The following is a 19,757-nucleotide window of genomic DNA, read 5'->3' on the forward strand; positions in this document are numbered from 1 at the left end:
CGATTTGAGTCTATTAAACTCGATTTCCAGGAATTATCCTAAATTAGCAGAACGTTGAAATACTACCGAAAGATTATTTGCTGGCATTTGGTAAGTATGCTTTAATACTAAATTTTGTGCGCTGGCTGCTGCCACAACATCATCGAAGTTACGCACGCCCCACTCTGGGTTTTGGGCGCGTAAAGATTCGTCAAAAGCTGCATTACTCGGTGCTGTATGTTCTCCACCTTGTTTGAAGGGCCCATATAAATAGAGGATGCCTCCTGGTGACAGGATACGACTAGCCCCTGCCATTAGCCCTAGACAGGCTGACCAAGGTGAAATATGAATCATATTGATGTTAACTATGGCGACAATTGGTGAAGTATGAAGCCACTCAGTTAGTGCCTCCTTTTCCACTACCCAGACTGGTTCTCTAACATCAAGCTCAAGCGGTGGGTAAAGATTATCACACGGAAACTTTTCAGCCCATGCAATAAGACTGGCTCGTAATTGCGAATTTGCATCTGTTGGTAGCCACTTTCGAGGGCTGAGCCTGGGAGCAAAAAATACTGCGTGTTCGCCAGTACCACTTGCTATTTCCAAGATAGTGCCACTCGCAGGCAATACTTGTAAAAGTACTTCTAGAATTGGTTCGCGATTGCGCTGGGTTGCTGGTGCGTATTGTCGTGCGTCTTGTGGTGTCTTCATTTCGTTTTTAAGCACATATTAATTTTTATCCTATTTGCGATCGCTCAGCATAATCTAGACATTCCTAAGCTTGCCAAATATCCGGTTTTTGAGTGCTTTTATTTCTAATTTCTCACCGCCAGCCTTTGACTAACCAATTCTGCTGCTAGCTCTATTGCTGCTTTCATACTCATAGCATCAGCAATTCCCTTACCTACAATATCAAAGGCTGTTCCGTGGTCTGGTGAAGTCCGAACGAAAGGCAGACCGATAGAAGTATTAACTGCCCGATCAAATGCCATCAACTTCACAGGAATTAAGCCTTGGTCGTGGTAAAGTGCCAGATAGGCATCAGCAGGATTTTGGATAAAAGAATTTCCGTACCAAGCTTGACCAGGTTTAACCCACATCGTATCTGGTGGTATGGGCCCATCTAGTTGTAATTGTGATCTGTTTTGGCGCTCTTGCGTAATCCACGGAATTAACCAATCTTGTTCTTCACTTCCCAATTGTCCCTGCTCGCCACTGTGGGGATTTAAACCTGCGATCGCAATTCTCGCCTTTTCTATGCCAAAATCTCTCTCTAAACACTCCACCAGCAAATCCAATTTCTTTGTCAGTAGTTGTGGTGTCAGTGCACCTGCCACTTGACATAAGGGAATATGCGTGGTAGCTAGTAAGGTACGCAGTGTCCAGCCAGTATGGGGCGATCGCGCTACAAATAACATCCCAAAACGGTCAACACCCGACTTTTGTGCCAAAAGTTCTGTTTGTCCTGGATAATTATACCCCGCGGCTTTCCAAGCCGATTTAGCTATAGGGCCTGTGACAATCCCATCAAATTCACCAGCAAGTGTTTGAGCGATCGCATATTCCATGTAAGCAAAACTAGCTGCACCGCTTGCTGCATTACCTGTTCCCAAGATAATTTGACTTTCAATCTCTCTGTCTAACTGCACATCGATAACTGACAACTGGGCTGGATTTGCCAAAGGTGCTAAATTCTTAGTTGAGTTCAGGTTGTCATAAGTCTGTGTCAGCAAATCCCGACTACCCACAACCTTTACATCACATTTTTTACTGATTTTCGGTTCTGCTAAAGCTTTCAAAATAACTTCCGGGCCAATCCCCGCCGGATCGCCCAGTGTCAGCACCAAACGCGGGCGGTTCTGTTGAGGAAACTTTATTAGACTAGACATGATCATTCCTTTACCCGTTTATTCCCTCTCTTCCTCTCTCCAGAGTAAGGATTACCTGCTAAACTAGTTTAAAATTATTTACACAGGTCTAATCCTACAGCAACTATTGAAAAGCTTCTGGTAGACCTAATGTTTACACAAACCAATTTGCAAAGGAGAATCACATCAATGGGCGGCGAAATTTTGAATGCAGCTCTGTTGTCCTTCGGTTTAATCTTCGTGGGCTGGGGTCTAGGCGCGTTATTACTAAAAATTCAAGGATCAGAAGAATAATCCTTGCAATCATCTGCTTTTGTGAGGGCAGAGGATTTTCTCTGTCTAGAAAAATAGCTTGTCCGGCAACCGGACAATGCTTTTTTCGGTATATTAAATTAATTTTCTTAAAAATAATGTAAACTTTTGTTTACATAGACTATTCTGATAAGATTCTTTTCATAAAACATTAAGATTTATTACAATCCTCATGACATTATTAATCGTCGGTGCCACTGGCACCTTGGGAAGACAAGTGGCTCGTCGTGCGATCGATGAAGGGTATAAGGTTCGCTGTCTTGTCAGGAGTGCCAGAAAAGCCGCATTTCTCAAAGAATGGGGCGCAGAACTCGTAGCGGGCGATTTGTGTTATCCTCAATCCCTGACGCAAGCATTGGAAGGTGTAACCGCAGTTATTGATGCTGCAACATCTCGTCCCACAGATTCACTGAGTATTAAACAAGTGGACTGGGATGGTAAAGTAGCATTAATTCAAGCGGCAAAGGCTGCGGGTGTAGAACGTTTTATCTTCTTTTCAATTCTGAATGCTGACAAGTATCCAGAAGTACCACTGATGGAAATTAAGCGGTGTACAGAACTCTTTTTGGCTGAGTCTGGCTTAAATTACACCATTTTGCGGCTGGCTGGCTTTATGCAAGGATTAATCGGTCAATACGGAATTCCCATTTTGGAAGGACAACCGGTTTGGGTTACTGGTGCTTCTTCTCCCGTTGCTTACATGGATACCCAGGACGTTGCTAAGTTTGCTATCCGCGCATTGAGTTTACCAGCAACAGAAAACCAAGCTTTCCCCGTAGTCGGCACTCGTGCATGGAGCGCAGAGGAAATCATTAGTCTGTGCGAACGCTTATCTGGAAAAGAAGCCAGGGTAACACGGATGCCAATAAACTTACTACGTACCGTGCGGGGATTCATGCGGTTCTTTCAGTGGGGATGGAACGTGTCAGACAGATTGGCATTTACAGAAGTATTGGCTAGTGGTCAACCATTAAATGCCTCAATGGATGAAGTGTACACAATATTTGGGTTAGAGCAACAACAAACCACAACCCTAGAAAGCTATTTACAAGAGTACTTCAGCCGAATCATGAAAAAACTTAAAGAATTAGACTACGAGAAAAATAAAACCAAAAAGCAGAAAACCAAAAAGACTCCCTTTAAACAGTCGTCATAGTGAATACGTTTTTGACTAATGACTACAGTGTCAAAAATGTGTAAGGATTACATAAGACAGAGCATCGCCTAAAATTGGATATTTGAATGTGCCGAAAGCAGGCATTATCTACAATGATGTTAAACCGATAGCGGGTCGTGTCGCTATCGAACTGAAAGACAAGCTAACCGCTGCCGGTTGGAATGTATGTATCACTACGAGTATCGGTGGAATACTTGGCTACTCTAACCCGGAGAGTCCTGTATGCCACACCCCAATTCACGGTCTAACACCCCCTGGTTTTGACTCAGACATGAAGTTTGCAGTGGTGTTAGGGGGAGATGGCACTGTTTTAGCTGCGTCTCGCCAGGTAGCTCCCTGTGGTATTCCCTTATTAACAGTGAATACTGGCCATATGGGATTTTTGACTGAGGCCTACCTGAACCAATTGCCTCAAGCAATAGAACAGGCGATAACTGGTAAGTATGAAATTGAAGAACGAGCGATGCTCACCGTCAAAGTATTTCGAGGAGATTCCGTGTTATGGGAAGCCCTCTGCTTGAACGAAATGGTGCTGCATCGAGAACCTTTGACCTCTATGTGTCATTTTGAAATTGCCATAGGGCGTCACGCGCCAGTAGATATTGCGGCGGATGGTGTAATTGTTTCTACACCAACTGGTTCGACAGCTTATTCACTCAGTGCAGGTGGCCCGGTAGTGTCTCCTGGTGTACCAGTCTTGCAGCTAGTACCTATATGTCCGCATTCCCTAGCGTCGAGGGCCTTGGTTTTTCCAGACACGGAACCAGTCAACATCTACCCAGTAAATATTCCTCGGCTGGTGATGGTGGTAGATGGCAATGGTGGGTGCTATATCCTACCAGAGGATCGGGTATATTTAGAGCGATCGCAATATATGGCCCGATTTATTCGTCTGCAACCACCGGAGTTTTTCCGAATCTTGCGAGAAAAATTAGGTTGGGGTTTGCCACATATCGCTAAACCTACTTCTGTAGAATTGCCTTAGTTAAAAGATAGGAGTCAAAAGTCAAGGGTCAAAAGTCACTGGTCAGTGGCTATTTTTCTAGTCTCTCAGCTTCCCCCACTCCTTACTCGCCAATTTGGTGATTTCCTTCCAGAATTACTGGTATAGGAATGGTATTTGGAATTAGTTATTAAGATTGCATCTGAGAATTCGATGGCTGATGCCTGAACGTGCTAAAAGATCTTATGCAGCGTGTCAAATCAGTATTACTCCATCACTAAAAGCTCGTAATTGCACTTCTAGCTGATGTACAGACCTTACTTTATAACGTCTATACAATCCAAAACCCAATATCCCAAATTGTTATGACAGTTGCTCAAAGTCCCTGTGTTTTGGTGATTGAAACCGATGAGAGCCTAGCAAATCAGCTTTCTTTCGATTTGCAAGAAGCCGGTTATGATTCGATTTTGGCTCATGATTCAACGAGCGGTATGCAATACTGCCGCGATCGCCAACCTGCTTTAATTGTTCTAGACCGGATGCTGGCAGGAGAATCAGGACTCACATTGTGCAAAAATATCAGAAGTTCTGGTCTGCGATCGCCTGTACTGGTATTAATGGCCAGGGATGCAGTCGATGATCGTGTAGCTTGTTTAGAAGCGGGAGCTGATGATTACATCCTCAAGCCTTACCGCTCAGAGGACTTTTTGAAATTGATTCGCCTCTACCTCAAACCTGATATTGATACCACAGAGCAGTTACGCTTTGGAGATTTGATTTTAGACATAGCAACTCGCCGCGCCATACACAGCGGCCGGACAATTGACTTGACGATGAAGGAATTTGAACTATTAAAATTCTTAATGGAACATCCACGTGAGGTGTTAACTCGCGAACAAATTCTCGAAAATGTTTGGGGTTACGACTTTATGGGTGAGTCGAATGTAATTGAAGTTTACATTCGCTACTTGCGCCTGAAAATCGAAGATGAGAGTCAAAAGCGGCTTATTCAAACGGTGCGAGGCGTAGGCTACGTGTTAAGAGAATCTTAGTCAGCTAATCAACAAGCAAGATTGTATACCAGACGACTAAAAGACGTAGGTTTTCTGCTGCGATCGCTGTAAAATCGAAATCTAAATTCCAAAATCAAAAATTATTATGATTCGTTGGCTAAGCTTACTCTCGATGTTATTGGGTGTGTTGCTGATGAGTTGTTCTGTGCCGACAACAGCCAAACCTCCTACTTTCACCTCTACTCAGACTCCAGCACCAGAGAATTTAGGTCAGACACTACAGATTTCTGGTAAAGCTATTGTTCCCAATGGCACAACGATTCAGTTAGAAGTGGCGCAGACGCCAGCGCAGCAAGCCAAGGGGCTGATGTATCGGCCAGCTTTACCAGATAACCGGGGGATGCTATTTCAGTTCCCTTCAGCACAACCAGTCAGTTTTTGGATGAAGAATGTACCTGTACCGTTGGATATGGTCTTTCTAAATAAAGGAGTAGTCAAGTATATTCAGGCTGCTGCACCTCCCTGCAAAAGTGAGCCTTGTCCCACCTATGGCCCCAATACACCAATCGACACGGTAATTGAACTTCGTTCTGGGCGAGCTGCCGAATTGAATTTGCAAGTGGGTGATATTGTCAAAATTGAGTTTCTAAATTCTGGGACTTTGCAAAGATAAAAATTTGGGTGGTTTCTCTGTTAAAATCCCTGAAAACACAAATACATAAATTTTTTGTAAAAAAAATTACGTAATGTGGTAAAAAGTTCAGTTATGAGGCTACTATTTAACAACTGTGGTAATAATATGAAGTCTTACTATCTTTGAGATGAAATCGCAGTTTTAATGTTTGGTTGCAAAAATCTTCCTCTGGGCGTACGTGTAAATAGACTTCCATAGAGGACTATAGGCTATGGAATCTTGATTACTATATGTGTAATTAAATAAGGCACTGAAGTAAAAAAGATGAAGGCAGTTGACTGGATGAAGATGCTACTTGAAAATCGAGTGCATAAAGCCCACCAAGATTTCTACTTCTTCTAACCTCTGTGAAAATACCCCTTTGAGATAGATAAAAAAGATCTACTGGAGTGTATATCCAGTAACAGCACAATGACAGATAAAATACTGGCTACTGGCTACTGAAAAACGGTGAACTGATATATGACAATACACTCGACACAAGGAGGTGAAATACAAATGTCACCATCAACATATTCTAGACTTATTCATTTTTTGCAAGAAGATTTAGCAATTTCTGCTGCTTCCCTGGCGGTGGCGCTTCGCCATCGGGAGCAAGACCCAGGCCCTTTGCCAATGATTCTTTGGCAGTATGGATTAATTACTTTAGAGCAGTTAGAACAAATTTATGATTGGCTGGAGACGGTGTAAGTATTGAAATTCAACTTAGGAGGAAATGCAATCGTGCTAGCCTCTTGGTTATTGAATGAATGCAAATTAAAGTAAGGGCAGCTTATGAGTAGCTCATTCAGGAGAATTAAGATATGTCACATCCACTCTACCTTGTACAAAGGTTGATAGATTGGGAAATTTGCTCTGACGGTTTCTACTCATTTACATACAAATCAAAAGAGCGGGTTGATAATTCAACCCGCTCTTTTAATTAAGTGCTAAGTTTAAAAATTCGTACTCAGCACTCAGGACTGACTAAATACTCTAGCTGCTGCTGCTACACCAGCTCCAGGGGTGAAGTTTTCGTAGCCAAGTTCTAAAAGGGCGACTTCCAAGGATGCTATGCAGCTAAGGATATCGCGATCGCTCACAAAGCCCAAGTGACCAATGCGAAAAATTTTGTTTGACAGATGGTCTTGTCCGCCAGCTAGAGCAATATCAAAGCGCTTCTTCATTAATGACCGAATCTTATCCGCTTCAATTCCTTGTGGTGCTACAGCTGTAATCGCCGGACTAGCGTTACTATCTGCTGCAAACAGGGGGAGATTCAAGCCTTTAATGGCGGCGCGGGTAGCATTTTTGAGCCGTTCATGCCGAGCAAATATCGATTCTAAGCCTTCCTCTTTCATGCTTCGCAACGTGGTATGCAGTGCGAAGATCATATTTACAGGCGGAGTAAATGGCGTTGTATTTTTAGCCGTGGCTTTGCGATATTTACCTAAATCCAAATAATATTTCGGCAATTTTGCGGTTTTGTAAGCTTCCCAAGCTTTGGGACTGACAGAGACAAAGCCTAATCCCGGAGGAATCATATAACCTTTTTGGGAACCGGAAGCGACTACATCCAAACCCCAGGTATCTATGGGTAGATTGAACGCACCCAAACTAGTTACGGCATCAACGATAATTAAAGCTTCACCGTGTTCTTTGACATGGCGGTTAATGGTTTCCAGGTCATTGAGTACTCCCGTTGAAGTCTCGCTGTGGGTAATGATCACAGCTTTGATTTGCTTTTCGGTATCTGCTTGGAGTTTTTGAGCAAATACCTCTGGGTCTAAAGGTTTTCCCCATTCTGTAGTAATTTCTTCTACATTCAAACCATAAGCTTGACCGACTTCTACCCAGCGTTCGCCAAATTTACCGTTAGAGCCAACTAAAATGCGATCGCCTGGAGAGAGGAAATTAATTATACCGGCTTCCACAGCACCCGTACCACTGACATTCAGCGTCAGCACATCACTTTGAGTTTGATGCAGCCATTTAAGGTTTTCTGTCACCTCTGCCAATATGTTGCTAAATTCACTGGTGCGGTGTCCAATTGGGTGCTTGGCTAATGCCAGCAAGGCGGCTTCTGGCACTGGGGTAGGGCCAGGAATCATCAGCATCAGCTTATCGTCCATATGTGTGTCCTAATCTCAAAATAAAAGTCAAAATTGTGAGGGAATGGTTAACTATGATGGCAAATTCTAGACATTCATTTATAAAATTACACTCAGTCGGTCACGAGTCTCGGGTGTATTGTCCACATTCATAGCAAAAATATCGTGGGAGTTGATTTTCGGTCAGCTTGACCTTTGGACTTTATTTGAGACTCCAACTTAAATGAAACTTTTGTTTCAGGCAATCTCACCAGACACATAAATATTAGGCTGAGGTGTCGTCAGCTAGAGGAAGGTAGACACCAAATCTATTCTCCAGTTTGTCTAAGTTCTATAGAAGCGCTCATCTAGAATCTCATAAATCGGCATACAGGTACAATCATTTATTAAATTTTATTTCATGCTAAGTAGTTAAGCGTAAATAAATTAAAGTTTGTAGTAAAGACTTTAGTCCTGATTATCATTGTTTTGAGCGATGAATCGCTCACTACGAGCCAAGTATTTATATCTAATTATACATACCTACTTACGCATATTAAGTAGAGGGGCTGAATTAAATAAATAGTGTAAATATTACTTATTTTACAAGTAGCACGTTTGTAAAATATGACAACCAAAGCAACTCTACCTTGCTAGGGTTGGTTGCTGATTGTCAAGTTTAAGACTGAGGTTTATAAGGTATGCTTTTCACAATGGTAAGCAAACCTGAAAAGAGTGCTATCAAAGTTAAAATATTAGAGCGTGTCATCAATCGGGGACAACAACTTTGTTACTGTTATGATGATTGATTGACCAACGGTGATCAACTGTCACAGAAGAAAACTGGCAAATTTCTTCCAATCGCTTTTGTTGGACAGCAGCTTTCCGGAGAGTAATAATTAGTTGATTTACCTGATGCCGTAAATCTGGATTATCACTAACTGCCATCATAGTTTGTCTTTCTAAGAGTTGAAGTATAAGTTCGTAGTGGACAGGTGAAGGTAGAGGAATTTGCTCCATGAAGTTGAATTTTAATTTCAAAATTGGAATATTGTATTAATCAGAGTTTATCTCTTGCTAATGAATTGTTACATAGAAAATAACTAGTTCATTACTGCTTGGATTCAGCTGGTGATGAAGATTTGGCAAAGAGTCTAGTGATCGCTAATTTGGGATCTGGTTGTTTTACTAAAGACTCTCCAATCAGTACAGCGGATACACCAGCTGCATTTACCAAACTCAAGTCATCTGGATTGTGTAGTCCTGACTCGCTTACAACTAGAATATTCCGCTGTTGTAATTGGCTACCTCTTGCGTCCATTAGCTGGCAAGTAGTTTGTAAGTCAACAGAAAAATCTTCTAGATTCCGATTATTAATTCCTACTAAGGATACGTCATCTAAAGCTAAAACGCGGTCAAGTTCGGCCAAACTATGGACTTCAATTAAGGTAGCCATTTTCAGATTTTTAGCAATTTTGACAAAGTATTGCAAATCTTGATCACTCAAAATAGCCGCAATCAATAAAATGGCATCTGCACCCTTAACCCTTGCCAAATACATTTGGTAAGGATAAATAACAAAATCCTTGCACAGTAATGGCAAATCCACAGTCGCGCGAACCAAAGCTAAGTTATCAAAACTACCTTGAAAAAACTTGGCATCCGTTAACACCGACAGACAACTAGCACCATCTTGTTGATAGGATAGGGCGATCGCTACTGGGTCAAAATCTTCCCGTAGAATTCCTTTGCTGGGTGAAGCTTTTTTGACTTCTGCAATCAACGCTGGTTTTATCTTCCCTTGACGCAAAGCCGCGATGAAATCACGTGTTGGCGGTGCGGATAGTGCTTGTTTCTGTAATTCTCGCAAAGGAACCTTTTCCCGCATTTGCTCAACTTCTACTTCTTTATGCCAGACAATTTCTTCCAAAATATTGTTTGGCGCGGAATCAGGCACGGCAGCCTGATAACGTAATATCGACACAGCAATAGCTGGGTTAGGTTGACGGCGACGGATTTGCATAATTAGTCCTTAGTCATTAGTCATTAGTCAGTGGTCAAGAGTCATTTGTCCTTATTTATTAGCAAAGGACAAATGACAAGGGACAAATGACTAAATTGCGATCGCTCTTTTATAAGCTTCGTCCAGCACTTCTGAAAGTGTTGGGTGAGCGTGAACCAGATGAGCGAGGCTTTGAACAGATTGACGGTTAGCGATCGCTGCTGACGCTTCGTGAATTAAGTCTGAGGCGTGCAGTCCAAAAATGTGGACGCCTAAGACTTCACCTGTGTCTTTGCGATACACTACCTTGGCGATGCCGTCGGCTTCGTTTTCTGCCAACGCTTTAGAATTACCTTTGAAGTAACTCTTACTTGTGGCGATTTCAAACCCTTCAGCTTGACCTAAATCCTTGGCTGCTGTTTCTGTTAAGCCGACATAGCTGACTTCGGGATGAGTAAACGCGGCTGCGGGGATGCTGCGATAGTCTACTGTCCGCTCTCTGCCAACAATATTATCCACCGCGACGATGCCTTGAGCCGAAGCGGCGTGTGCTAGCATCATCTTGCCATTAGCATCGCCAATTGCCCACAGATGCGGTACTATTTCCCCCGCTGACAGCACCGCCATCCGGTCATCAACTGGGATAAAATTTCGCCGATCAACTTCCACACCCACAGATTCCAAACCGAGATTTTTGGTCGCAGGGATGCGTCCTGTAGCTACTAAGCAAGCATCTACCTCGATGACATCTAGATCTTCTTTGGTTTTGAAATCTGCTAACTCAATCACCACAGGTGAACCAGGAATGACTTTTTTGGCGTATATCCCCACTTTGGTTTCGATATCGCGGGGAGTAATTAGTACCCGTTCAGCAAGTTTGGCAATGTCGCGGTCAAATCCCGGCATCAACTGATCTAGGGCTTCAATCATGGTGATTTCACAACCCAAAGCTGAATAAATATCGGAAAATTCCAAGCCGATGTAACCACTGCCAATAATTGCCACCCAGTTTGGTAACGACTCTAACTTAACTCCTTGGTCACTGGTAAAGACAGTTTTGCCGTCTACTTCAATCCCCGGAGGAACAAAAGGAATTGAACCAGGGGAAAGGATAATGTCTTTGGCTGTGATAGTTTTTTCACCACCATCACCACTAACAGTGACTTTTTGCGCCCCAGCGATTTTTCCCCAGCCTCTAATAATATCAACTCCCAGACGCTTGAGACTGTTAGTTAAGTCGCCTTGAATTTTTGATACTAGATTGTCAGCATGATTGGCGATCGCTTGACGATCAAACTCAACACTACCAACCTGAATTCCCAGTGACTTGAGGTGGTGGGCATCGCGTAACTCCCGCACACGTCCTGATGCTGCCAGCAGTGCTTTAGAAGGAATACAGCCGCGATTGACACAGGTTCCTCCCATGTCAGCCGCTTCGATAATCGCCGTTTTCAGACCGCAGCTTACAGCGTGTAGGGCTGCGCCATGTCCGCCTACACCAGCGCCGATAATCACTAAATCGTAATCAAATCCTTGACTCACGTTAGTTTCCCCGTGTGCTTCGCCTATTTATTCTCAACTTGACTAGCTATCAGTGCAACCCCTTTTAGGTTCGGATGTTGCTAACTGAAATTATTATTCACGCTAGCAGGCGAAGAGACTGATAATTTTAGTATTATAGTCAAATTTATATAGTTATTTTTTCATACTCTACAATAATTGGGCATTTTAACGATTGTTTTGTTCTCAGTTTCAAACTGGGAAGACCTATTGGCAAGGCTGCCGCCTCCTGAATTAGGCTAAATATTAACCTAAATTCCGACAGCGACCCACTTTGGACTTATCTCCACACCCCGCTTGACCTTTGGACGATCGCTTTGAGTTTTCACCAACAGGTTCTATCTGGGAACGAGGCAATCGCCTAGTCATAAACTACAAATACTTGTGCAATAATAACCCCAGCTTTTCCTTCGTCGCCGTTGGTGCTTTATCCAACTGAGTCAAAATCGCATATTTCAAAGCCGAATGAGCATCACTAGATGGTGGATTTTCACTCAAACGCCGTACAGTTTCTTGAATCACCTTTTGAGCATTGACTGCATTCCGCAGCAAATTAGCAATCACTAACTCCACCGTTACACTGTCATGATCTGGATGCCAACAATCGTAATCTGTCACCAGTGCTAAGGTTGCGTATGCAATTTCGGCTTCCCTTGCTAACTTCGCCTCCGGTAAATTTGTCATACCAATCACAGTTGCACCCCAGCTACGGTAAAGATTTGATTCCGCCTTGGTTGAAAAAGCTGGGCCTTCCATGCATACGTAAGTGCCATCGCGATGCAAGGTGACTTCTGGTAAATTCAGAGAAGCGATCGCATCTGCCAACACCAGAGCCAAATTTTTACAAATCGGATCGCCAAAGGCAATGTGAGCGACAATTCCCTCACCAAAAAACGTCGAAACCCGATTTTTAGTTCTATCAATAAACTGATCTGGCACTACCATATCCAGTGGTTTCGCTTCTTCCTTCAAGGAACCCACAGCACTAGCCGAAATTAAATACTCTACACCCAATTTCTTCATTGCATAGATATTGGCGCGAAACGGTAACTCAGAAGGTAACAGGGTGTGATTACGACCATGACGCGCTAAAAAAGCTACTCGTGTATCTTCTAGTGTTCCCAAAATCAAAGAATCAGATGGTGAACCAAATGGTGTTTGGACTTGCACTTCTTCTATATCTTTGAGCGCATCCATTTTGTATAAACCACTGCCACCAATAATCCCAATACGAGCTTGAGTCATAATCTGAACCTGTTCCTTGCTGCACCGTCAAGTTACTTTACCGAAAAGAAGAGTAGCAGGGGAGGCAGTAAAATAGCAACCAGCAACTTTTCATTCTTACGTAGAGATATTTATGTCAAACTTTGTAAAAATTTATTATAGTAATATAATTGGTTATAAAAATTACACATATTTTCGGTGAGGAGTATAGGAGCTATCGGTCCCTCAAACCAAATACTGTTAGAAATACTATTGGAGCACGTATTTACCATTCGCAGAATTACACGCCAGGATCAGCAGCTATTAATGTCCACACAGCTGTCCAAAGAAGGCTTAAACGAAGAAGAACGGCTGCAAATTAGCCGAGTATTTGATGCTTTACAAAAAGGATTGCTCAAGGTAGTAGATTAAGAATTTATTACCGATACTGTTGGGCTTGGGTTTCAAATAAGTAAGCATAAGTACCGCCTAACTCTATCAGTTCCTCATGGGTTCCACTCTCGACAATTGTGCCACCTGCCATAACATAAATGCGATCGGCCATTTTGACCGTGGATAAGCGATGGCTAATCAGGATGGCAGCTTGATTTTTAATCAGTTGGCGAAACTGTTCAAATACTTCGTATTCAGCCTTGGGATCCATTGCACTGGTAGGTTCATCCAAGACAATTACTTGCGAGTTGCGGAGAAATGCTCGCGCCAAAGCTACTTTTTGCCACTGGCCAATACTCAGTTCTTCTCCTTGATCAAACAACTTCCCTAAAACGGTATCATAACCTTGGGGTAACTTGGCAATTACATCATCAGCACCAGAACGACGTGCCGCAGCAATAATACTTTCTCGCTCCGGTGGTAACTCGATATTGCCCAACCAAATATTTTCCTGAGCTGTGAAGTGGTACTTGGCATAGTCTTGAAAAATCACGCTGATTTCCCGCCGCAAGTCTGCCATTCTATATTGGCTGAGGTCAATGCCATCAATAGTAATGCTGCCAGTAGTTGGGTCGTACAAGCGGCATAAAAGTTTAATTAAAGTAGTTTTCCCAGAACCGTTTTCTCCCACAAGCGCCACTACTTCCCCTGGTCGAATTGTCAGATTGATATCTTGAAGTGCTTGCCGGGTAGTGGTGGCGTATTGGAAACTCACTTGGTTAAAAACGATGCCAGTTTGTATCGGTCGAGGGAGAGGTTGGGGATTTAAAGATTCTACTAACTTGGGTTTAAGGTCAAGAAATTCGTAGAGGTTAGCGAGAAATAGATTATCTTCATATAGATTAGACAAACTAACTAATAGACTTTTAATATCATTTTGTCCTCGTTGCAATGCTTGGTGATAAAGTACTAAATCACCCAAACGTAAGATACCTTGAATAGCTTGATAGACGATGAAAGCATAGACACCAAAGATGAAAATACCCGCTATAGCTTCTGCAACAAAATTAGCTAGAGAGCGTTTGGTGAAAATAGCTATCTTTTCCTTATATATCTGCCGCCGGATACGAAGATACCATTGACTAAAGTATTCACCTAAATCAAACAAGCGAATTTCTTTAGCGTACTGGTCTGATGTTAACATCCAAGCTAGGTACATTGCTTGCCGTTCCGGCTGTGTACGTTTACGCTGCCAACGATACATGACACGGCTATATTTTACCCGTACTAGCAGAGCCGGAATAGCTGCTACAAAAAGAATGCCGATAATTCCCCAGTGGAGTGAGAGCAGTAAACCCACCATAGCCACTAAGGAAATACTACTTTGACCAACTTGTGCTAAACGATTGAGGATTTCGGGAGGCCGGTAAGGAGCTTCTCGTTGTGCTCGTTGCAGGGCATCGAAGTATTGGGCGTTTTCATAGTACTCTAGGTCAGTAGCAATTGATTTAGTATTAATAATTCCCTGCATATAGTCAGTTACCTGCTGAGAATGGGCAGTAACTACTAATTCTGTTAATGAACTGCAAACACTGCTGACAAGAGTGACTGCACCAGCTAAGATAACCCAGAGGATGACATTACGAAAGGCGATTGTTTTATCAGTAACGTTGAGGTTGGCAACTACTGCATCTATGATTAATTTGGTGAGATAGATTGATATTACGGGCAGTATACCTTGGATGACTAATAGTACTATGCGAGCGATCGTCCAACCGGGACTACTTTGCCATACTAGGCGTAATGCAGGCACAAGGTGTAAAGTTTGCTGGATTTTTTGTTTAATCTTTTTGCCTGCTCGCATATTTTAAATTTATATGGTAATAGAATTTTAAATTTAAATTAAGCTTAATCACATAATCTATGCTGTGGCTGCTTGGCTCTCACCTGCTAAATCTGCTTCTACTAAACGTGCTACATCAGGCAATAAGTCTAGAGAACGGGGTCGTTCCAGATTATAGATAGGTAGATTGTTAACTAAACTGGTACATTGATGCAAATGCACAGATGCTTTAGAACTCTGGATAAATTTCTTGCCAATTAACATGGGAATATAGGAATTGGCTATTAGTTGAGTTATAGCTTCTGTAGGTTGGAGAAGTCTAATCTGAAGAGTTGAACCTACAGAAAGTACATAAATCCGCTTGAGGGTTAAGGGTGTTCGTAAAAAGTTATCGAGAGTAGGGCGATCGCGTTTCTCAGCGTTAGGGTGAATCTTCTTCAATGTTTCTGGATCATCTCCTAATGCGGCTGTGGCTGCGTCAGGCCAAAGCTTGATTCGCGGAAATCCTGGAACTAATATGGGGGCGATCGCACTGTCAACATCTACAGCAGCTACATCATCTGCCATCAGTTTATGCCCCCGTCCATAGAGAGTTGCCGCCATAGTAGACTTACCTTGCCCCGATCGCCCCAAAAAAACGACAGCATTACCATCCACTGCGATAGCGCTACCATGCAGCACCAAAAACTGCCGTTGGTGAAGCAACATTCCTAAGACTGCTCCTAACAGAGGTAGACGAATAATGCTGTCTTCTACACCTGGAAGCGGCTCGATAATAACTTCCTTTCCAGAACGTACTAGAAATTTACCTACCACTTTCCAGTACAAGTAAGTATATTCACCATCAAAGTGAAAGTAACTCCATGATGGGGCAGGTGTAGGTAATAACCAATTTACTTCTCCATAGCGGATAACTACATCTGCTTCTATATGTGTTGAATTTTGTAGCTCCGGTAAAGGTAAAGCAGAGGAGATATTCAAGCCATAAGCAGTATAACTATACATCTCATAAACTCCATATTTAGTAGCTATAAGTTACTTGCCCACACAAACCAATTCTTTATTTAAAATCGAGTAAATACCTCTGCTTAGTTGTAACCTAAACAGAGGTAAGTGAATCATCTGGACTTTCTAAGCTTGTGAAGCCTATGTATCAGATTTACTGGTAGATAATTAGGTAAAACTTGAGTATCCTATATCTACCTATTTGTTATTTCAAACTCCTACTAAGAGAAAGTCACATCGTCTTTGGGAGTCGAGATGGGAAATTCTTTATCTGTAAATAAGCCTAAGCCAAGACCTTGAGTCAGAACTTCAACTTCGCCATAAACAGTCAGTTTGGGCTGGGTGTAGGGCTTTTTGTTAGTAGTCATAATTTTCTCCATTGTTTTTTGGTGTTTTGTTTACTTTCAATGTTGGCTCTATCCAGAACCAAGGAGCAGCTAAGTGTGATATCACGCCATCTAGCTGGCTAACAATCAAACTCGCTGTGCTGTTGGGTGTTGCCTAAAAGAGAACAACCAACAGGACAATGATTTGACATATCGTGGAAACTTTTCTAGAAGATGAAAAGGTTGATTTAAACTCCTTTTCTGGCGAATTCATTAGATCTGTCCTGTGCAGGATACTGCAACCATAGAGCTAAAGAAACAGCTATCCAAATTGTGTGGACATCCTTTCCTGTTGTTGGAGATTGTGAACAGATAAATCTTTGATATGTCTGCTTGAGATCAGTAACATCTATATATTCTGCAAGGACTTCTAAATCATGCAGGATTAACTTGTCCAAACGCTCTCGCTCAAAAGACAACAGACCGTGAACGAGATTTGGAGAAAAATTTGCTTTGCCTCGACGCCATTGCACTTCCATCGGCAAAATATTAGCCATTGCACGGCGCATGACGACCCGGTTCCAGCCCATTTGCAGCTTTTGCTCAGCAGGCAAGGAGAGGCAGAACTCTACTAAACGCTTGTCCCAAAAAGGGTAGCGTTGCTCAATTGAAAAGGCAGCACAAGTCTTGTCCTGCATCTCAGCAGCAAATGACACTAAACCTTGGGTGATATTGCGGTAGTGCCGTTCTCTTTCGTTTTGACCAAAGTTACTTTGAACTTTTTGCCAAGCCTGATAGCGCTCGTGGAGACCTACACGCTCGACAAACTCAGCATTCAAGGTTGCGCTCCAAATAGGCTGGTTTGCAGATTTATCAGTTTGGCGAAAGCCTAACCGAGTTAGTGCTTGCAAACTCCGTTGAAAAAACCTCAAAGGTGGGTATTTGGAAAATGTCGGCTTAATTCCATATTGTTTTACATAACTCCATAGCCATCTCCAAAAATTCACATCGAAAGTTTTAGCTAGTTCTTTGATTTCTCTGGTCAAAGCTAGCCAGCGACCTGCTCGTGCTAGTTCACTTAAGTAACCATAACCATCCGATACGACATTATCGCCATCAAAACCATCGAAGACGACACGAACACCTTGCTCTTTAATCGCTTCATACAACGCCCAACCCATAGACCAATTGGGTGCGTAAAAGGCTTCATCTTGATGCCAAAACATTTGGTCTATGTTCTTCAACGGACTGATTTGATCTCCCTTAATGTAGTGCGGCTCAAGTCCGCCCTGAGCTACAACTGCGTTGATATATGGGCGTTCATCACATTCAATCAACTCATCAAAAACTGCTGAGAATGTATGCAGACGCCGCCCTCCGTTTTCAGCAAGCAGTTTCCGTGCCATACAAGTAATTGAGGAGGAATCTAGTCCACCACTCAAATGAGAGCCAATCGGAAAGGCACTACGCAGGCGACACTGCACTGCTTTGCTAAAAATTTCACGAAATGCTTCAGCGTACTCTTCATCCGAACCTAGACGTAATTCCCGATTAGGGTCAATAGACCAGTATGACTGTAATTTGATTCCTTCAAGGCTTACTGTCATGCTATGAGCAGGAGGTAGCCTGAAGACGTCCTTGTAAGAGGTAATATTTGCCTCGTGAAACATTGATGCTAGATAGTCACCTATCCTCACTTCATTGATCTGACGAGGAACATCTGGCACACAAAAGATAGCTTTGATTTCGCTGGCAAAAATAAAAGCTTGTTCAGATGCATAGTAGTAGAAGGGTTTAATACCAAAATGATCTCTGGCACAAAATATTATTTGCTTTTGCCTATCCCAAATAGCAAAGGCAAAATCACCTAATAAATTTTCTGGGCATTGTTCACCCCATTTTTCGTAAGCAGCCAATACTAGTTGGCTATCAGTTATTTTTTCAGGCGGATAGTTATTAAGTTGTAACGTATGAATCAGTTCATCTCGGTTATCTATACGAAGATCTGCTGTAATAACTAAATCTTCAGTCTGATTAACTAGAGGTAACTTTTCCAACAACGATTCAGCAGTAGTCCATAACATTCTATGACCCAACCCAACAGATCCAGCGCACCATGCATCTGACCCATCTGGCCCTCTATGAGCAAGAATATTGACCATATCCTTGAGCTGCTGATAGTCAACCAGCTTGCCATCTAGATTGTAGATGCCGATGATACCACTCATAGTCTGTTTCCTGGCAAAGATGGCAGTTGGGTAAAGCGTGGAAGATCTGTGAGATAACCAATTACAACCTGTCCTTGACTTTCAACCCACGCATGGGCTTCTAGTTTCCCTTCCTCACTTTTGGCAACTCCTATACGGAGTTCTGGTGAGTAACCTCGTCGAGTCATGAGTACCTGGCAAGCTAAAGCACGGGCGAGACACTTAGCACCATTAGGCATATAACGAGTACTTACATTAACAGCCCAGGTAATTTTGCTAAGGGAGGTTTGGTCTAGTTTGGTGTTTGGCTGACTAATGCTACCCAGGATTTGCCGTAAGATCTGAAATGGCAGTAACCACAACCCTAATTTGATTAATCCCAACAAAATAAAGGTATTTATCAAAAGATAGCGATCTTTGTTTTTGAAGCGCAGCAATTTAAGCACCTGCTTCATATCTTATCTCGATTAGTCCTTTTGTTGCTAAGTCTTCAAGCAATACCAAAATGTCAGTTTCACATGCTTGGGAATCAACTTCATACTCTGCTAACAAGGCATCCCGAATTTCTTTTACAGTTTTCGGAGCTTGAATAAGATTCCAAATGCTGGCTCCTACTTGATTTAAACCGTAGTAAACCCCGGAGTTGATATCAAGAATAACTGCTTCTCCTTGCAGTTCAGAAAAAATCTGATCCTTGGCTGCTACTACCTTGGGATAATCAGCGGATAAGTTTACAGGCATTTTCAGTAAATTTTCTATGCACTTTTGTTTATGCTTAGATTAATTTATAACATCTCATGAAAATTACTGCTACACAACCATAGTATCTTTACTCATTGTTTTAAATTATCCCTAATTTTATAAAGTATCTGTAAAGGAAACAAAATGAAACATGAGTTTTTCTCTCTAAATTACTACGTTTTGAGACTCAGATATTCTTATTTGCTTCTAATTACTTAAGATGTTTAGATACTATCCCAATTAAAAATAGACCGTATTGGTTTATAAGGAATTGTATGTCTTCTCTCCATAGGTAGGTATATATTAAGCAGCTATTAACTTGTTAAATAAGTATTAATAGATAAGAAGATAAGACAAGGCTCAGAATGCAGATGATTCCAAGTCTACTTGAACTGTGCGATCGCAAAACTCACAGAAGCACC

At 42.2% G+C, this 19,757-nt stretch carries 20 protein-coding genes; 6 read left to right on the forward strand and 14 right to left on the reverse strand.

Going from position 1 to position 19,757, the window contains the following annotated elements:
- Nucleotides 1-33: 33 nt before the first annotated feature.
- Nucleotides 34-690 (reverse strand): DUF938 domain-containing protein, encoded by a 657-nt coding sequence (locus HCR01_RS07695; protein ID WP_193195897.1) that lies wholly within the window; start codon nt 688-690, stop codon nt 34-36.
- A 104-nt stretch (nt 691-794) separates the two neighbouring features.
- The gene (pdxA, locus tag HCR01_RS07700; protein ID WP_413773927.1) at nt 795-1,868 is read right to left on the reverse strand and encodes a 4-hydroxythreonine-4-phosphate dehydrogenase PdxA; all 1,074 of its coding nucleotides are present in this window, start codon (nt 1,866-1,868) and stop codon (nt 795-797) included.
- Between the two features lie 168 nt (nt 1,869-2,036).
- Here pdxA and HCR01_RS07705 point away from each other — a divergent pair, with 168 nt between their 5' ends.
- From HCR01_RS07705 to HCR01_RS07730, 6 genes are all read left to right on the forward strand, one after another.
- Nucleotides 2,037-2,141: a PetM family cytochrome b6-f complex subunit 7 gene (locus tag HCR01_RS07705; RefSeq protein ID WP_162395471.1), complete on the forward strand. Its 105-nt coding sequence runs from the start codon at nt 2,037-2,039 to the stop codon at nt 2,139-2,141.
- A 190-nt stretch (nt 2,142-2,331) separates the two neighbouring features.
- A complete protein-coding gene (locus tag HCR01_RS07710) occupies nt 2,332-3,315 on the forward strand; it encodes an SDR family oxidoreductase (RefSeq protein WP_193195667.1) in 984 nt (327 codons plus the stop codon).
- A gap of 88 nt (nt 3,316-3,403) precedes the next feature.
- Nucleotides 3,404-4,321: an NAD(+) kinase gene (locus HCR01_RS07715; protein WP_193195668.1), complete on the forward strand. Its 918-nt coding sequence runs from the start codon at nt 3,404-3,406 to the stop codon at nt 4,319-4,321.
- 323 nt (nt 4,322-4,644) lie between these two features.
- The gene (gene nblR / locus HCR01_RS07720; protein ID WP_193195669.1) at nt 4,645-5,331 is read left to right on the forward strand and encodes a response regulator transcription factor NblR; all 687 of its coding nucleotides are present in this window, start codon (nt 4,645-4,647) and stop codon (nt 5,329-5,331) included.
- A gap of 106 nt (nt 5,332-5,437) precedes the next feature.
- A complete protein-coding gene (locus tag HCR01_RS07725) occupies nt 5,438-5,965 on the forward strand; it encodes a DUF192 domain-containing protein (RefSeq protein ID WP_193195670.1) in 528 nt (175 codons plus the stop codon).
- Between the two features lie 483 nt (nt 5,966-6,448).
- On the forward strand, nt 6,449-6,676 hold the full coding sequence (locus HCR01_RS07730; RefSeq protein WP_162395466.1) for a DUF2949 domain-containing protein: 228 nt from the start codon (nt 6,449-6,451) through the stop codon (nt 6,674-6,676).
- Between the two features lie 266 nt (nt 6,677-6,942).
- Here HCR01_RS07730 and HCR01_RS07735 read toward each other — a convergent pair whose 3' ends face one another.
- From HCR01_RS07735 to HCR01_RS07790, 12 genes are all read right to left on the reverse strand, one after another.
- On the reverse strand, nt 6,943-8,097 hold the full coding sequence (locus HCR01_RS07735) for a pyridoxal-phosphate-dependent aminotransferase family protein (RefSeq protein WP_193195671.1): 1,155 nt from the start codon (nt 8,095-8,097) through the stop codon (nt 6,943-6,945).
- A 726-nt stretch (nt 8,098-8,823) separates the two neighbouring features.
- Nucleotides 8,824-9,075 (reverse strand): DUF5340 domain-containing protein, encoded by a 252-nt coding sequence (locus HCR01_RS07740; RefSeq protein WP_193195672.1) that lies wholly within the window; start codon nt 9,073-9,075, stop codon nt 8,824-8,826.
- Nucleotides 9,076-9,166: 91 nt separating this feature from the next.
- A complete protein-coding gene (gene trpC / locus HCR01_RS07745) occupies nt 9,167-10,078 on the reverse strand; it encodes an indole-3-glycerol phosphate synthase TrpC (protein WP_193195673.1) in 912 nt (303 codons plus the stop codon).
- A gap of 90 nt (nt 10,079-10,168) precedes the next feature.
- Nucleotides 10,169-11,599 carry a dihydrolipoyl dehydrogenase gene (lpdA, locus tag HCR01_RS07750; protein ID WP_193195674.1) on the reverse strand — a complete coding sequence of 477 codons (1,431 nt, stop codon included), beginning with the start codon at nt 11,597-11,599 and terminating at the stop codon, nt 10,169-10,171.
- Between the two features lie 264 nt (nt 11,600-11,863).
- Complete coding sequence (locus tag HCR01_RS39875; protein ID WP_264299885.1) at nt 11,864-11,986, reverse strand: hypothetical protein; 123 nt, start codon at nt 11,984-11,986, stop codon at nt 11,864-11,866.
- Nucleotides 11,987-11,989: 3 nt separating this feature from the next.
- Nucleotides 11,990-12,862 (reverse strand): S-methyl-5'-thioadenosine phosphorylase, encoded by an 873-nt coding sequence (locus HCR01_RS07755; protein WP_193195675.1) that lies wholly within the window; start codon nt 12,860-12,862, stop codon nt 11,990-11,992.
- A 397-nt stretch (nt 12,863-13,259) separates the two neighbouring features.
- A complete protein-coding gene (locus HCR01_RS07765) occupies nt 13,260-15,077 on the reverse strand; it encodes an ABC transporter ATP-binding protein (RefSeq protein ID WP_193195676.1) in 1,818 nt (605 codons plus the stop codon).
- Nucleotides 15,078-15,134: 57 nt separating this feature from the next.
- Nucleotides 15,135-16,061, reverse strand: a complete 927-nt coding sequence (locus HCR01_RS07770; RefSeq protein ID WP_193195677.1) for a hypothetical protein — start codon at nt 16,059-16,061, stop codon at nt 15,135-15,137.
- 221 nt (nt 16,062-16,282) lie between these two features.
- On the reverse strand, nt 16,283-16,429 hold the full coding sequence (locus tag HCR01_RS07775) for a hypothetical protein (protein ID WP_193195678.1): 147 nt from the start codon (nt 16,427-16,429) through the stop codon (nt 16,283-16,285).
- A 206-nt stretch (nt 16,430-16,635) separates the two neighbouring features.
- Nucleotides 16,636-18,615 (reverse strand): lasso peptide isopeptide bond-forming cyclase, encoded by a 1,980-nt coding sequence (locus HCR01_RS07780; RefSeq protein WP_193195679.1) that lies wholly within the window; start codon nt 18,613-18,615, stop codon nt 16,636-16,638.
- Nucleotides 18,612-19,049, reverse strand: a complete 438-nt coding sequence (locus HCR01_RS07785; protein ID WP_193195680.1) for a lasso peptide biosynthesis B2 protein — start codon at nt 19,047-19,049, stop codon at nt 18,612-18,614. The genes HCR01_RS07780 and HCR01_RS07785 overlap by 4 nt, the downstream gene beginning before the upstream one ends.
- Nucleotides 19,033-19,335, reverse strand: a complete 303-nt coding sequence (locus tag HCR01_RS07790) for a lasso peptide biosynthesis PqqD family chaperone (protein ID WP_193195681.1) — start codon at nt 19,333-19,335, stop codon at nt 19,033-19,035. The genes HCR01_RS07785 and HCR01_RS07790 overlap by 17 nt, the downstream gene beginning before the upstream one ends.
- Nucleotides 19,336-19,757 lie beyond the last annotated feature (422 nt).

Origin of the sequence: Nostoc sp. MG11 (assembly GCF_014904695.1) — a bacterium.
Lineage (GTDB): Bacteria > Cyanobacteriota > Cyanobacteriia > Cyanobacteriales > Nostocaceae > Komarekiella.